This window comes from Pontibacter russatus (assembly GCF_009931655.1).
Lineage (GTDB): Bacteria > Bacteroidota > Bacteroidia > Cytophagales > Hymenobacteraceae > Pontibacter > Pontibacter russatus.
The window spans coordinates 4,950,345-4,965,849 of record NZ_CP047984.1; the positions used below are offsets into that span (position 1 = coordinate 4,950,345).

Consider the following 15,505-nt stretch of genomic DNA (forward strand, 5'->3'; position numbering starts at 1 on the left):
TGCTGCGCAGCGGCTTCGTACTGCAAACGATGTAAGCCAGCGGCTATTTCATATCTTCACCACAAAAGGGCGGTGTTCACGCTGGCAAAGCTGCATCCTGTTATATATATATGGAGGTAATTGAAAATTTTTTTAGGGAAATAGGTCCCATTTACGCGGCCTTGCTGGCAACGGTTTTCACCTGGTTTGTCACCATGCTGGGGGCCGGCATGATTTTCTTCTTCAGGTCGATGAACCGGAAGTGGCATGATGTGATGCTGGGCTTCACCGGTGGCGTGATGCTGGCCGCCAGTTTCTGGTCGCTGCTGAGCCCGTCCATCGAGCTGTCCGAAAAAGTATTCCCGGACATGCCCTGGATGCCCGCCGCAGTCGGGTTTTTGGCAGGGGCGCTCTTTATTTTCGGGCTCGATAAGCTGGCACCGCACCTGCACATCAACTTCAGGGAAGAGGAGACGGAGGGGGTGAAGACGAAATGGCACCGGACTACTTTGCTTATCCTGGCCATTACACTGCACAACATCCCGGAGGGACTGGCCGTGGGCGTGCTGTTCGGCGCGGCAGCGAACGGCGCGGACGGCGTCACCTATTCGGCGGCCATTGCCCTGGCCATGGGCATCGGGCTGCAGAACTTTCCGGAGGGCTTTGCCGTGGCGATGCCGCTTCGCAGGCAGGGCGTGAGCCGCCGCAAGAGCTTCTGGTACGGGCAACTGTCGGCGGTGGTGGAGCCTGTGGCGGGTGTGCTGGGAGCCTGGGCGGTCTTGAGCATCCAACCCATCCTGCCCTATGCGCTGGCCTTTGCGGCGGGCGCCATGATATTTGTGGTGGTGGAGGAGGTGATACCGGAAACGCAGCGCGATAAAAATACGGACCTGGCCGTATTGGGCCTGATAGGCGGGTTTGTGCTGATGATGGTGCTGGACGTAGCATTCGGTTAAACAGGTTGTGCCTTAGAGTGGGCAGCTTCTAACTGCAGTACAGCACGTAGCTCCTTTAGAGCGAATAACTTCTATACAGGAACCCGCCAGTTTATATCTCCTTTGTAACCTGATTCGGCAATAGAAAGTGTGCAGCCGCGCTGGCACAGGACGGCTGCCTTAAGCTTGGTTACTCACGGGCAGGCTTGCAGGGCCCTTTGTACCGGATGAAAAAGTTGATCCAGGTGCTGCGCGAAAGCCTGAAGTTGATGGGGAGCAATCCGACCACCACCACCAGCAGCACCGCAATCATCATAGACATGGTTACTTCTTCCACCAGAAAGCTCAGCGCAATCCAAACGGCAATGAAGATGGCGGTGCTGAAAGCGTAACTCACAAACATAGCGCCGTAATAATAGCCGGGCTCGGGCTCAAAAAACTGCCCGCAGCAGGAGCACTTCTCGTTCATTTCCGAAAACCTGCGCGGGCTATACAGAGTGCCTTTCGGGAACATATCCCCTTCGTGGCACCGCGGGCACTTGGTATTGATAATGCTGTACAGCATGGTGTCTTTCCAACTCATCTTTCTCTGGTCTTCTGCTTTCTATACAAAGATACGGAATAACTGCGCTGACCTGACTGGACATATTACACGAAATACTGGACAATCGAACCAGAGCCCGGGGATGGATATGAAAGCGGACAGCTATATTTAGACGGGGCCTCAGTGCTGGGCATTTCTGAACTGTTCCGGGGTCTGGCCGGTGTGCTTTTTAAAGAAGCGGAAAAAGTAGGCGTTGTCGAAGTAACCCAGTCTGGCGGCCACCTCCGAAACGGTGAGGTGCGAGTGTACCAGCAGCCTGCGGGCCTCCAGCAGCACACGCTCCTGTATCAGCTCGTTTACAGTCTTGTTGATGGCCCGCCGGCAGGTGTCGTTCAGCTGCTTTGCCGTTACGTGCAGCTTGTCGGCGTAAAAGCGCACGGGCAAATGCGCTTTATAGTGCTGGTCAATGAGTTGCTCCAGGGCCTGCACTTGGGACAGCAGCGGGGCGGGTATCTGGCCGGAGGGGTTTTGCTCCTGATAGCGGCGCCTCAGCAGGATGAGCAGAATATCGAGGTAGTCACGGATCACGTCCTCCACCATCGGCTTTTGCGCCTCGTGCTCCCGTTGCATAGGCCGGATTACCTCCAGGATGGCCTCATCGCCCGGGGGGTGCAGCAGGAGCAGGGGCATGTGGTAAGGGGCATGGAAAAAGGGGAAGCGGTTGAGTTTCTGATGCGGAAACTCAACTCTGAAATAGGCAGAAGTGAAGAAGATGATATAGCCGTCCGTGTCGTCGGACAGCTGCCAGCTGTGTACCTGCCCCGGCGCAAGGAAAAACATGGTGTTGGCTTGCACCGGATAGGCCTCAAAATCAATGGTATGGGTGCCGTGCCCTTTGCTGATATACAGCAGGATATAGAAATTGTGCTTGTGCGGCCGCTGAATGAACTGGTGCTCCCGCAGGTGGGCTGCAAAAGAACGCAGGTAGAAATAGCTTTCCTTCTGCTCCTGCGCATGAAAGTCCTGGATCTGGTAGACAGGCAAATGTTCATCAGGCATATGGCTCCCGGATATTAGCGTTAGAAGATGGCCCGCATCATATAAAATTAAGGTTTAGCCGCGCTTATATATGAATGGCGGCTACCTGTATATAAATCCAACGGAATAAGAGCGGCTAATACAGAAGCAGGCAGCTTCAGCCGATACGGGAGTAGCGTATTCAAAAGTTAAATTACTTTTCCATCAGCGTGTGAATTATTTATATATGCCTGCCACGGAATAAGTTGCCTGTGCCGCATTGCCTTCACCTGCCGTAATTTTTCCCGGTGTTTTGCCGCTCGGTTTCCTTCACGATGCGGCTCAGGTCGGTCAGCACGCTCCCTATATCGCGCAGCACCTCCGGCGAGTCCACATTCCTGAAGTCTGCCAGGCACATTGCCTGCTCAGCGCGCGCTTCCTGCACCTTCTTACTCAGCAGGGCCAGGTTGGTTTCAGAAGGGTCAGCCACCGTTTCGCCGAAAACCGCGATGCACCCTGCCGTGGCCTCCATGGCCCGCTGCAACTGCCGGATGTTCGTGTACTCCACCTGAAACGCGTGGCGCTGCTGCAAATCGTGCAGGCTCCGGCGTATTCCCCTGATCTGTACCGTTATATGCTCCAGTTTGCTGACGCTTACGGCCAGGCGGCTGAGGTGGGTGCGCTTGTGCGTCAGAAATGGGTTGTACTTCAGGCTCTGCTCCGCCAGTTTGAGCGTCTCCTGGCATTTCCCGGTTTCGCTTATCAGGGCATCCACTTCGGAGCGACCGGTTTTCCCCCGCCTGCTGTCCAATACTAAAAGAACGTGCAGGCTTTTGAGGGTGTCGGCGGCCAGGCTGCTGGCCTTGATGATGCCGCGCTCCACATCCGGGATGGCGTTCTGCGGCACGATCAGGGCATTTATCAGAACGGCGATTCCCGAACCCAGTACCGTTTCGATGATGCGGGCGAGGGCGTAGCCTTCCTCATTCTGGCCGAAGGCGAGCACCAGGAAGGAGCTGATGGCCACCTGCGAGATGATCTGCGGGTTCATCCGGAGGGCTTTGGCAGTGCCCATCCCCAGCAGGATCACAAAGAAAATGGAGACAGCGCCAATCCGGAACCAGTGCCCCAGCAGCATGCTCAGCAGCACGCCCCCCACAATGCCGATGATGCGCTGGGTGGCCTTTTCCACAGAGTCGGCCACGGTCACCTGCACCGTCAGGATGGCGGCGAGGGCGGCAAAGTACGGATAGTCGCCGTGCAGCAGGCTGGCGGCTACAAACCATGAGAGGGCAGCCGCCAGCGCCGTTTTGACGATTTGCTGCGTCAACCCAAAACGCGCTAATATTTCTGCGTTCCTATTCAAAGCGGTATATGTGCCCGTATCAAGTTCGCAAAGTTAAGACTAATAAACTTGCCGCTATGTCTTTTACTGCTGGCAAATTTCCATCCGTCTCAGCCCGGCTGCGGCAAGGCCGGTTCTTAGGCTGGTTTTGTGTTGAAAGGAACTGTGTCCTCTTAGGGGTATGGGAGCACATATGAAAGCGTGGAAGAGGAGTCACCGGATTTCAATTCATTTTCTGAGCAGGCAGAAACAGGCAGTACGATATTAAAACCTATATGGCATTGCTTCGTTAATAAAGTGATATTTAATATAGATAATTAAATATCGCCTTGACGCTCCTCTTGTTCAGTATAGCAGCCATATCTCCTGCATGACAGTGATAAAGCATCTAAGAAGACTGCTGCTGAGTTTCTTTTGATCCGTGGTTACGGCGGAGTGACCGTTCGATGTCCCGCCAAGTACATCTCTATCCAATTTACACATGGGAACAAATTACAAGCACAAAATCATTTATGCCTTCTTGTTGATTTTATCCGCGTCCTTCGGGTGCTCGGTAGAGGACGAAGAACTCATGCCTGAAGACGGACTGAGGCAGGAACTGGAAAGTGCCGCGAAAGCGGGGGAGGCAGCCTCCGACGTGCGGAGGCTGTCTGACCGTTACATTATTATTTCAGCCTCCAATTCTATTCCCGCCGGGCTCAAAAGCCAGATAGGCTCTCTGAACGGCAGAGTCACAAAAATTTATGAGGGCGCCGGGCTTGCCACAGCCACTTCCACCGACCCTGACTTTATCACCAAAGCCTCCAGCATAAAAGGTGTGAGTGCCGTGGTACACGATTTTAAAATTCAATGGATCGATCCCTCCAAAGCTAAGGGCGTGAAGATGGAAGCGACCTACGGGAATCCACCGAACAGCGGCGACGATGACTTCTTCTTTGACCTGCAATGGGGGCATGATGCCATTGATGCGCCGGAGGCCTGGAATGCTGGCTATATGGGAAAGGGTGCCAGGGTAGCCGTTCTGGACACGGGCTTTGATCTGACGCACCCGGACCTGGAGCCCAATATAGACTTTGCCGCCAGTACGAGCTTCGTGCCCGGAGAGGATCTGCAATATAACCTGTCAGACACCTTCAGCCATGGCACGCATGTAGCGGGCACCATTGCAGCGTCGGATAACGGTTTCGGAACCATTGGCGTTGCGCCGGAAGCCGAACTGATACTTGTAAAAGTGCTCAGCGATGAAGGCTCCGGTTCTTTTTCATGGATCATGGACGGTATCGTATATGCCGCAGACCAGGGCGCGGATGTGATCAATATGAGCATCGGCGCCTACCTTCCCCGCAACGGCAAGTTCCTGGATGAGGAAGGGAACGTAGTGCACGACACCAAAGCCGTTAATCAGTTGCTGAATGCCATTAACAAAGTTATCACTTATGCCTACCAGCAGGGAGCCACGGTCGTAACCTCGGCAGGGAATGATGCCGTAAACGGCAACAAAGACCAATCCTGGGTACACATACCCTCCGATGCACCCCATGCCATCTCTATTTCGGCTACCGCGCCAAGGGGCTGGGCGCTGAATCCCTACGGCGCCTTCCTCGACTACCCGGCTTCCTACACGAACTATGGAACACCTGAAGTTGATTTGGCAGCGCCCGGCGGTGACGTATCTTATCCAGGAGAGGAAGAAGTGACCATCGGGTTCGTTACCGCCCCCGCCTATGTGTTTGATTTGGTGTTCAGTACCGGAAACGGTGGTTGGTATTGGTCTGGCGGCACCAGCATGGCCACCCCGCATGCGTCGGGTGTGGCGGCTCTCATCGTTGGAAAAAACGGGGGCGAGATGAACCCGGCGCAGGTAGAGGCTATTCTCCGGACTTCCGCTGAAGACTTGGGCAAGCCGGGCCGCGACCCCTATTATGGCCATGGAAGAGTAAACGCCTACTATGCCGTGACAGGAAAAAAGGTGCCGGCTTTGCCCGCCAAGAATAATAAACCCATCGCAAAGGGGAAATCCGCAGCAAAAGGGAAGCTAGTTGCACGGTAGTTGACTAAGGTTTTAACAGAGCAATTATATATAAAAAAGGTCCATCCAGCTATTGGGTGGACCTTTTTTATATCCTAAGGCTCAGTCAGAAGCTGGAGTTGCTGTGAAAAATGAATCGAGTTATATTGATCTATCTTATCAGGTTAGGAGAGTTATAATAACACGCTGGCCTACCGCGCGCAAATCCCCCGGTACGGGCACCACTGGCACACGTCCAGGTCGCTTGTTTTCCGGATGGGCTCCTGCGGGTCGAGCATGCGGCGCACGAAGTCGGATAGGAGGTCTTCGGAGGCCTTCATAAAATCTTTGGGCGTGCTGCCGTCTGCCTCGGTGAAGTTGAACTCAGAGGTCATCACGCCTGCGTCCAGGTTGCGGAACGAGAGGATGCCGGACTTCGCATCGATTTGCCAGGGCTCCATATGCCTGGCGTTGCGGAGGATGGTTTCCGGCTGCTCCTGCAGGGTGCGCTGCAGCACGTACTGGTACAGCCACAGCTGGCGCGCTTTGTCATATTTGGGGTCGGTAGTAAACTGCAGATCCACCTCCTCGGGCTTTACTTTCAGCTGGCCCGGCTCCACCTTGCCTGTTTTGTAGTCGATCACGCGCAGCTCGTGGCCCGCCAGATCAATGCGGTCGGCTTTTCCGGCAATCCGCACCTGTAGCACCTCATCGCCCACCTGCACAGGCAACGTAGCCGAAAGTGTTTCTTCGAGGCGGAGCACGTAGAGCGGCAACTCATCGGAGTACAGCAGGTTTTGCAGGTATTTTTCCAGCACCTGCACCGCCACTTTGTAGAGCAGGCGGTTCATGCCCCTGTCGGGCGAGGCCCCTCGTGTCACGCGGCTGAACTCCATTTTCACCTGCCCCGGCAACTGCGTCAGCATCAGCTCTACATCCGAAGCCTCAATGGGCTTTCCCGTTTGCTCAAACTCCCGGAAAAAATCCTCCAGCACCTGGTGTACCAGCGTCCCGAACTTGTCCGCGCCCAGCTGTTCCTCCACTTCCTCCACCTCCTGCATTTTGGCGATGCGCGTGAAATAATATTGTAGCGAGCAGTTGATGTACATGTTCAGGTGCGAAGGGTAGAGGCCGCGCTGCAGTTCCTGCTTCAGCTGCTCCCGCGTCTGCGCGTCTTTCTGGATGATGATGTCCCCGTTGTATTGCCGCGTCTTTTTCTGCTCCACGGCAGCCGTCATATCCCTGAATTTTATATTGAGATTCTGGAGCGCGAGGTCGTTTTGTAGCTGCAGGATAAAGCGGCTTTTCTCGCCGGAGCCGTAGGTGTCGGAGGGAAGCACGTAGAGCAGGTTCACGCGCTTGGCGCGCTGCAGGAGGCGGTAAAAATTATAGGCCATCGTGCTTTCTGTTTCGGCGTAGGTCGGCAGCCCGAACTCGCGCAGCACATCGTACGGCATCAGCGACTCGTGGCGCTTCGGCGCCGGCAGCGTGTTCTCGTTCACCGACAGGATGATCAGGTTCTCGAAATCCAGGGCGCGTGTCTCCAGCATCCCCATGATCTGCAGGTCTGAGATCGGCTCGCCGCTGAAGGGAAGGCGGGTGGAGGAAATCAGCTCATACAGAAACTTGCGGAAGCTGCGCACAGATATCTTCTGCTCGCGGCAGTCGAAGATGGTGTCGAGGCGCTTGACGATGGTGTAGAAGATATATAAATACTCCGTCTCGATGGTGTTGCGGCCATGGCTGTATACCTCGCGGAGCAGCTCAATCAGGTTATAAAGGCTGGCGATGATGTCGTCGCAGTCGCGCCAGGTTTTGAAGAGCACCTCAAAGAGCGGGTGGTGCTGACTCAGTTTCAGGAGTTCCTGCGCCGACACCAACACCCGGTTGTCCTGCACGATCTTATCGAGGACCTGCTGTATCAGCCCGTGAAACTTTGCCTGCTCCGGCTGGTCGTTTATATATAACCCGTAGCGCCGGATGAAGGGGTGCGTCAGCAGCTTCGTGGCTGAGAGGTGATGGTACTGGTATACTTTGTAGCCGGATTCCTGCAGCTGTGTGATGCCTGTCAGGTGCACCTCGAAGAGTAAATCAATCAGGTTGAACAGGGGAGTGCCCTTAAAGCTCAAGCCCATGGTCACGTTGTAATTCGGGATATCCTCGGGGATGGAGTGCAACACCGGCAGCAGCAGTGTTTCGTCGGGCAGCACGATGGCCACCTGCGCATGCTTGTCCTGCTCCCTGATTTCCTGCAGCAACTGCCCAGCCAGTTTCCCCTGCATGCTGGCATTGGCCACGCCAATAACATTTATTTCCTTTTCATCCGTCAAAAGTAAATTCTGCTGCCAGCGCCATTCCGGTAGCTTCCAGGTGGCTTTATACTTGCGCAGGAAGTTGCCCGCCCGGTTCGGCGTGCCCTCTTCCATATAGAAATCATCGGAATCGAACAGCACCTCCGCCTTGCCGTGTTTCAGCAGCGTTTTGATGATTTTTTCTTCCGAAGCGGTCAGGGCATTGAGGCCGATGAATATGTATTGGGCACAGGCTGCTTCCGTGGTGATTTGGTTGATGTTGTCGGCCACGCTGCGGAAGGCCATGCCCACGTAAGCCTGCTTCTTTTCGAGCAGGCGCTTTTTGAGGTTGTGGTAAGTCTTCTCGATGTTGTCCCAGAGGCTGAAATATTTGCGGAGGGTGGGGGAGAAAGCCTTGCCCAGGAACTTCGGGTCCCAGCGCTCCAGCGCCTTGGCCTCGCCCAGGTACTCAAACAACTTGCCCGTGTGTACCAGGTTCTGGTCGATGCGGCTGAAGTCGTCCAGCAGCGTGCCCGCCCAGGTCACGAACTGGTCAAAGTCCAGCAGCGGGTCCTGCTCGCGCATCAGGTCATATAGCTCCAGCTGTAAATTTATCGGCTCCAGCACGTCAGTTTTGGCCAGGCGGCATATAAAGTCCTCCATCGCCGACACCTCCGGAGACCAGATAGGCTCCGTTGCCGCCTGCGCCAGCGCGTTTTTAAAGAAGAAGCTCGCACGGCGCGACGGCAGGATGATGCACAGGTCGCTGATGTTCTCCCTGTGCTTCTCATAAACGTACTTCGCTGTGAGCTCTAAAAAAGTCTGCAAGGGTGGAGGTGGTGAATGAGTGAATGCATTGCTGGATGGTTTAATGGCTAAATTGTTGATTGTTAATAGTTGTCTTCAGTTTTACCTGCCCGAATCTCTAACTTTCTAACCCTTTAACTTCTAAACGTCCCCCTTCTCCTCCAGCGGCAGGAAAGGGTTGTAGGCAATCTCCCACAGGTTTTCGTCGGGGTCGGCGATGTAGCTGCTGTAGCCGCCCCAGAACACTTTCTCCGGCTGCTTCAGCACTTTCACGCCTTTGGCCGCCAGCGCCGCCACCAGTTCATCCACTTCCTGCTCGGAGCGCACATTGTAGGCCAGCGAGAACCTGCGGAAGCCTTTTCCATCGGCTGGCACCCCGGCATCGTCGGCCAGCGACTCCTGCGGGAACAGCGCCAGTTGGATGCCGTTCAACTGAAAGAAAACAACTCCCTCGGTGCTCATGGAAGTAGGCTGCCAGCCAAAAATGTTCTCGTAAAAAGCCTTCGACCGCTGTAGGTTGGTGACACCAAGGGTGATGAGCGTTAAGCGTTGTTCCATATGGTTTGATTTTCTACAATGATAGCCTGTGTATAACTTGCTTCGAAGACAGATGCGAAGGCATCACCCTCTAAATTTATATATAAAACCTAAGCTGCGATATATAAACTTGCCCGAATTCTGATAAACAGGAACCCACCCTGCCCTTCCCCAGCGGGAAATTCATTTCCTTAGTTAATGAGTTTCTCCTCCACGGAGGGGTTGGGGTGTGTTATATCGCTTCAGCGGAAACATGTCGCAACTTGTGTTATATAAGGAGCGTCTTCAGCAGCACGACATATAGCTACTCCCGTGCCACCGGCAGCTTTACTGTAAAAGTTGTGCCCCTGTCCGGCACACTCTCCACCGCAATCTCCCCGCCCAGCGACTCCACCTGCATTTTGGTCAGGTAAAGCCCCATGCCTTTGGAGTCGCGGTTGCGGTGAAAGGTCTTATATAGGCCAAATAATTTATTTCCCACTTTTGCCATATCCATTCCCATTCCATTATCTGAAACCCTGAGGTATAGATGAGGCCCCTGCTGCCAGGTGCCGATGCGGATGAGCGGTGTCCTGTCGTCGGCGCTGTACTTGAGCGCGTTAGACAACAGGTTGTGCAGGATGCTTTCCATATATACCTTCGGGGCCAGCAGCTCCCGGACCTGAAGGTCCTGTTCGATCTTTGCGTTGCGCAGCATGATGTTCGCCTGCAGGTTCTGCAGTTGCTTTTCTGTCAAATCAACGAGGTTTACCTTTTCCCGGGACAGTTGCTGGCCGAGCGCCATGTTCAGAATCAGGTTCAAATCCTGTATGGTGACCGACATGTTGTCTACCATCTGGTCTATCTTGCCCATCACCTCCGATGCCGTCTCAGTTGTCGGCTCCGCCCTATACAGGTTGTGTAGCCCCTTGATGTTGCTCATGGGCGAGCGCAGGTTGTGCGTGATGATATGGGCAAAGTCCTCCAGCCGGTCGTTTTTCAGGCGCAGTTCTTCGGCCGAGGCCTCCAACTCGTGGTTCAGCTCCGTCAGTTTGTCGGCCTGGTTACGGAGCAGGATGGCCGTGATATCCTTCTGTAGATTCTGGGCGATTTCGAGTTCGTTGAGCGACCAGGGCTGCGATTTGCCCTGTACAATCTCCTGCCACTTTTTAAACGACTTGCGCGGATGCACCCGCTGGTCAGCGCTTGCCGTAGGCTTCTCAGGGTCTCCGGCCATATGCGCGTCTCCTGTATCTCTGGCCTGAAGAACAGGATGAACTCTTTGTTGTAGCGCGAGATTTCGAGGGCGAGCAGGCCGCTTGCCGTTTGGCGAAAGCTGGCTGCGGCAGGCATCTGCCTTGAAAGCTCCCTGGTGGAAAAGGTTCCTTCTACCTTCTGCTCGGCAAGCCAGTCTGTTATTTCCCTGATTTGGCCTTTCTCCGGCGTGTTTCCCGCCACTGCCAGGGTATGGTTAAAGCTAAGGGCCACGCCTTCGCAGGCAATCAGGTGCAGCAGTTTCTGCTCTTTCTCAAACAGTCCTCCGAATATATCGCCCGTCTGGTCTATTTGTTTGATGAGCGTTTCCTCAGCCTGCTTCAGTCGGTCAAAAGCCTGCACATCCCGCTTCTCCCGGCTGGCCAACACCGCGTTCGAGAAAGCCATGGCGGCCAGGTTGCAGGTCATGCGCTTCCAGTAGTCTGTGAATAATGCCGACTCGTGCTGGCACGTAATCAGCCCCCACAGCTTGTTCCGGACCATGATGGAAAACGAAAGCGTGGCAACCACATCCATGTTGCGGAGGTACTCCAGGTGTATTTCCGACGGATTGCGGAGTTCGGAGCGGATGATGTTGGACGGTGCGCCTGTCGTCGGGTTTATATAGGGAATGATGCCGACAGCGGTGGCATTCACATCCGGTATCTGCCGGATGTGCTTTTTAACGAGCAGCGCGCGGGCAGGCCCCGGTATGTCCGTGGAAGGGAAGTGATGGTGCAGGTAGGAGCGGGCACCGGGCCTGACTTTCTCCGCAATCACCTCCCCATGCCAGTCCTGGTCAAACACGTAGAGCATCACCCGGTCATAATTCAGGACGCCCTGCACAAATTCAACCAGCAGGTTGGCCTGATGTTGCAGCGAGTCCAGCGCGTTCAGCTCCTGCTGGAAGTGGCAGAAGGCGAGGGAATTGTCGAGCCGGCGCTGGCCGGTGGTTTGTGCCACCGGCTCGCACTCCAGCACCAGCTTCTTCTCCGACAGATGCACGAATCCAAAAAACTGCTTCCCCTGCAACTGCAGCAACTGCGGGCTGGCTTTCTTTGCTTTCTCCAGCTGCTCTTCCAGCAGTGCCCACTCCCCGCCCTGGCAGATGGCTGCCATTGGTTTTCCCAGCACTCTTCCGGGATTGTCTTTATATACTCCCTATATTCCGGCTTACCTGCTCTACCTGCAGCGTTTCCTGGTCCAGGATAAGCAGAAAGCCATGCGGCTGAATCCGGCCGATGATATGGATAGGCTCTGAGTCGCAGTTGGAAAGGTCAACCTTCAGGTTGTTATAGTTTTGCATAAATCTACACAAGGCCATAGACAGTCTGTTTTCTTCGGGCTTCTGCCTCCAGCCGGAAGCGCTGGAGCATCCATATGAAAACAGAGCGCCCGCAGCCGCTCTCTAATTCTTTTTCTTCATTTGTAAGGCCATCAGCCGCAGGGGCAAAGCAAGTACCCTATTACACTCCGGCTATATATACCGCACTGCATACGGCAAATGTCGTTAGAAAAGGCAGCCGTACCAGCTGTTTTATGGATTATTTTGTCAGCGCCGGCATCTTCTCCCGTCAGGCACTGGCTTATATAAATAAAGCCGATTAGGAAACTGCTCCGTCGATTACAGCTCCAGCCCCAGTTGCTCCGTTTTTTTGCCGCCGTAGTTCCAGGTCACCACTTTCTCCGTCTCAAAATAATAAAGCACGCACTTTATCTGCTGATACCCCAGCTGCCGGAAACGCACGGCGTAATGGTCGAGGCGGTTGCGGTGCTCCGGCAGCGGCGGCGGCGTTTTGAACTCCATCAGCACCACGGCCTCCCCGTCGAACACGATGCGGTCCGGCTTGTAAAGATAGGCGCGGGCATCGAGCACCTCTTTCTCATGCTCCACGGCCACTTTGTTAGTAAAGTAGCGGTGCAGTTTCGGGTGATGGATCACCTCGTCCAGTTTCTTTTTCAGGGCTGGCTTTTCCCTGTCGCTGATGATGCCCTCGTATACCATCTGGCGAAGCACCTGCTCCAACTCCGGGGCAAAGGCGATGCGGGCGAGGGCATAATGCAGTTTCCGGTTCTGCTGGCGCTGGATGGCCTGCGTCTCAAAGTCGAACACGTTGTTGGCGTGCTGCTTTATCTTCAGCCGCTTTTCCCAGTCTGTCGCCGTCAGGTGGTCGAGGGAATAGGTGTGGCTGTCGCCGGTAGCGGGAGGTGCCGTATGGGCTATGCCTTTGGCCAGCTGGTAGCAGAATTTCCCCGGCTCCCAAAACTCTTTATATACCAGGAAGCGGTACAGCAGGTGGCTCACGTTTCTGGCATTGCCTTCCAGCGCCCGCGCTGCTTTCCTGTCCTCCAGCAGGTCCTTGCTGTTCCCAATGATATATAGCCGGTCGATGGGGCGGGTGAGGGCCACGTAGAGCATGTTCAGGTTCTCGATGAATGTTTTCTCCACCTCCGTGCCATACTGCCCCGCCAGCACGGTTTTCTCCAGTTTAGAACTTATGTTAACTGCCACGCTCCGCAACTTGCCCGTCACGCTCACCTCCGGCGGCAGCCGACTCCACATCAGCGCCCGGTTTATCGGCTCGGTGCTCCAGTCGGCGAAGGGGATGATGACGACAGGCCAGGCCAGGCCCTTCGATTTGTGTATGCTGGTGATGGTGATGGCGTCGCGGTTTTTGGGCGTGTTGATGCTCAGCTTCTCTTTCTGCACTCCCCAGTAAGCCAGGAAATTGTTGAGGTTGTTGCTGTGCTTGAGGCTGTACTCCAGCACCAGGTCCAGGAAGCGGAAGAGGTACTCGCTCTCGTTGTTCTTGTCGAGCAGGCCGAAGATGCGGATCAGTTTCTCCGTCAGCTCATATATGGAGAGGTTGCCCGTTTCGCGCTCCTCCACATCAAAGCCGAACACCCGCAGTTGGTCGAAGAACGGCTGGCTGTCCGGATCGTTGGCGATGGCGGCGATGGTCTGCGTCATTTCCACATCCGGAATCGTCTCCAGCGACACCTTGCACACCAGGTACAGCGCCTCCGACTTGGCCAGCGTGTCGTTGGGGCGGTTGAAGATGCGGAACAGGGAGATAATCAGGTTGATGACCTCGGCAAACTGCAGCGACAGCGAATCCTGGGATATTATATCGAAACCTTTCTCTTTCAGGAAATTGGCGATGAGCTTACTCTTGCTGTTGGTGCGGCACAGCACGGCCATGTCCTGTAGCTGATATCCCTCTTTCTGCGCCTCTCGCACCAACTGCAGCACCATGTGCAGCGTGCTCTCGTCGTAGCTCAGCACCTCGGGGCGGGAGTAGCCTTCATATAGTTCTTCAGTGCGGCCGCAGCTGTTCAGGTTGTATTTATAATTGGTGTCCTCGGGGTGCGTGAACATAATCTGGATATGGCCGCCCAGCTTGTCGCTGCCCGTCGGCACCTGCTGCCGGAACTTGTCGTCATATATGGCGGTGAACATGCCGAAGCCGGGATGCCCCTGGCTGATATAGGTAAACAGCTCGTTGTTAAAGCCGATGATCTCCGCGCGGCTCCGGTAGTTGGTGTTCAGGTCCGCCGGCTCCAGGGCGTGGTCCACTGTTTGGTAGCGTTCTTCTATCAGGTGGCCGTGGCGCCGGTTCTGGTACAGATTCTCGGTGGTGCGTTTATATAGGTGGAGAATCTGTTCCATCTCGCCGCCGCGCCAGCGGTAGATGGCCTGCTTCGCATCGCCCACCACCATGCTGAAATGTCCGGAGGCAAGGGCGTTGTCCACGAGCGGGAGCAGGTTGTTCCACTGCAGCACCGACGTGTCCTGAAACTCGTCGATGAGGATATGGTTGTACTTCTCTCCCAGCCGCTCATATATAAACGGCACCGGCTCCTGCAGCACAATGTCGATGATGCGTTTGTTGAACTCCGATATATGCACCGTGTTCTTGTCGCGCTTTATCTCCTGCAGGCACTTCTCCAGCTCGTTCAGCACCGACACCTTATAGAGATGGGGCACCACGGCCTGTATTAGCGTGAAGGTTTCGGCAAAGCGTTCCTTGATTCCTTCGATCTGCTGGTACAGTTCCGTCAGTTCCGGCTTCACCTGGTCTATTTGTGCTTTGGAGCGGTACTGGCTTTGCCAGCATACCATTTGTCCTCTTCGATGGTCTGCCGGGCGTAGTTGTTGCCGTAGTTCAGGTCTACGGTGCGCGTCCAGGTGTTGAAGTAGCTCACAGGCCGCGGGTGCTCTGGAAAAAGTCGGCGGGGGAGAGGCCGGCATTTTGGATGGTGGCCATGGCTGCTCGGCTGCCTCCCGCACCGCGGCTTCCACGTCTATCGTCACCTGCTTCAGCTGTTCCCGCACCGCTTTAAAATCCTCCAGCGTGAGTTGCTGCAGGTCCGTCACGGCCTCATATACCTGTTCGTTCAGCAGGTTTCTGGCAAAATCCATCAGGTCGTCGGCAGCATCGTCCAGCTTTTGCCTTCGCGTGCCTCTCCAGCGCATACTGCTCCAGCGTCTCCGACAGTAAATCATCCTTGCTGTCGTTCACCTTGTCGAGCAGCAGCGAAACGGCCGTGCTCACCAGCGTGTTCGAGTCCAGTCCACCTCAAAATTGTGGGGATGTTAAGCTCGCGGGTAAAAGCCTGCACGATTTGTTGATGAAGGAGTCGATGGTGCTGACGGAGAAATCGCTGTAGTTGTACGTATCTGACGGAACAGCGCCGCCGCCCGCCGCCGCACCTCCGCTACATCCAGTTGTCCTCCGGGTATTCCTCCTGCAGGTCTGCTGTGATGGCGTGCAGCAATCCTCGCTTTCGCCCTGTCCTTCTCCGGCA

The 15,505-nt window shown here is 55.1% G+C and carries 11 protein-coding genes and 1 pseudogene; 3 read left to right on the forward strand and 9 right to left on the reverse strand.

Annotated features, from left to right (window positions below):
- Positions 1-110 precede the first annotated feature (110 nt).
- Entirely contained in the window at positions 111-935 is an 825-nt protein-coding gene (locus GSQ62_RS20520; protein ID WP_161891237.1) for a ZIP family metal transporter, read from the forward strand.
- 169 nt (positions 936-1,104) lie between these two features.
- On the opposite strand, the gene GSQ62_RS20525 is transcribed toward GSQ62_RS20520, so the two are convergent.
- From GSQ62_RS20525 to GSQ62_RS20535, 3 genes are all read right to left on the reverse strand, one after another.
- Positions 1,105-1,497 carry a DUF983 domain-containing protein gene (locus GSQ62_RS20525; RefSeq protein ID WP_202621813.1) on the reverse strand — a complete coding sequence of 131 codons (393 nt, stop codon included), beginning with the start codon at positions 1,495-1,497 and terminating at the stop codon, positions 1,105-1,107.
- Between the two features lie 141 nt (positions 1,498-1,638).
- Positions 1,639-2,517: a helix-turn-helix domain-containing protein gene (locus tag GSQ62_RS20530; RefSeq protein ID WP_161891238.1), complete on the reverse strand. Its 879-nt coding sequence runs from the start codon at positions 2,515-2,517 to the stop codon at positions 1,639-1,641.
- Positions 2,518-2,761: 244 nt separating this feature from the next.
- Entirely contained in the window at positions 2,762-3,805 is a 1,044-nt protein-coding gene (locus tag GSQ62_RS20535) for an FUSC family protein (RefSeq protein ID WP_161891239.1), read from the reverse strand.
- 496 nt (positions 3,806-4,301) lie between these two features.
- Here GSQ62_RS20535 and GSQ62_RS20540 point away from each other — a divergent pair, with 496 nt between their 5' ends.
- Entirely contained in the window at positions 4,302-5,870 is a 1,569-nt protein-coding gene (locus GSQ62_RS20540) for a S8 family peptidase (RefSeq protein WP_161891240.1), read from the forward strand.
- A 170-nt stretch (positions 5,871-6,040) separates the two neighbouring features.
- Here GSQ62_RS20540 and GSQ62_RS20545 read toward each other — a convergent pair whose 3' ends face one another.
- The 5 genes and pseudogenes from GSQ62_RS20545 to GSQ62_RS20565 all read right to left on the reverse strand — a co-directional run bounded on the left by GSQ62_RS20545 (position 6,041) and on the right by GSQ62_RS20565 (position 12,002).
- Positions 6,041-8,947 carry a PD-(D/E)XK nuclease family protein gene (locus tag GSQ62_RS20545; protein ID WP_161891241.1) on the reverse strand — a complete coding sequence of 969 codons (2,907 nt, stop codon included), beginning with the start codon at positions 8,945-8,947 and terminating at the stop codon, positions 6,041-6,043.
- A 120-nt stretch (positions 8,948-9,067) separates the two neighbouring features.
- The gene (locus GSQ62_RS20550; protein WP_161891242.1) at positions 9,068-9,484 is read right to left on the reverse strand and encodes a VOC family protein; all 417 of its coding nucleotides are present in this window, start codon (positions 9,482-9,484) and stop codon (positions 9,068-9,070) included.
- A 283-nt stretch (positions 9,485-9,767) separates the two neighbouring features.
- On the reverse strand, positions 9,768-10,385 hold the full coding sequence (locus tag GSQ62_RS21105; RefSeq protein ID WP_202621922.1) for a sensor histidine kinase: 618 nt from the start codon (positions 10,383-10,385) through the stop codon (positions 9,768-9,770).
- Between the two features lie 180 nt (positions 10,386-10,565).
- Positions 10,566-11,815, reverse strand: a pseudogene (locus GSQ62_RS20560) (GAF domain-containing protein); the annotation flags it as partial.
- A gap of 31 nt (positions 11,816-11,846) precedes the next feature.
- A complete protein-coding gene (locus GSQ62_RS20565; protein WP_161891245.1) occupies positions 11,847-12,002 on the reverse strand; it encodes a phytochrome family protein in 156 nt (51 codons plus the stop codon).
- A gap of 74 nt (positions 12,003-12,076) precedes the next feature.
- On the opposite strand from GSQ62_RS20565, the gene GSQ62_RS20570 reads away from it, so the two are divergent.
- Positions 12,077-12,304 (forward strand): hypothetical protein, encoded by a 228-nt coding sequence (locus GSQ62_RS20570; protein WP_161891246.1) that lies wholly within the window; start codon positions 12,077-12,079, stop codon positions 12,302-12,304.
- A gap of 16 nt (positions 12,305-12,320) precedes the next feature.
- On the opposite strand, the gene GSQ62_RS20575 is transcribed toward GSQ62_RS20570, so the two are convergent.
- Positions 12,321-15,173 carry a UvrD-helicase domain-containing protein gene (locus GSQ62_RS20575; protein WP_161891247.1) on the reverse strand — a complete coding sequence of 951 codons (2,853 nt, stop codon included), beginning with the start codon at positions 15,171-15,173 and terminating at the stop codon, positions 12,321-12,323.
- Positions 15,174-15,505: the final 332 nt, after the last annotated feature.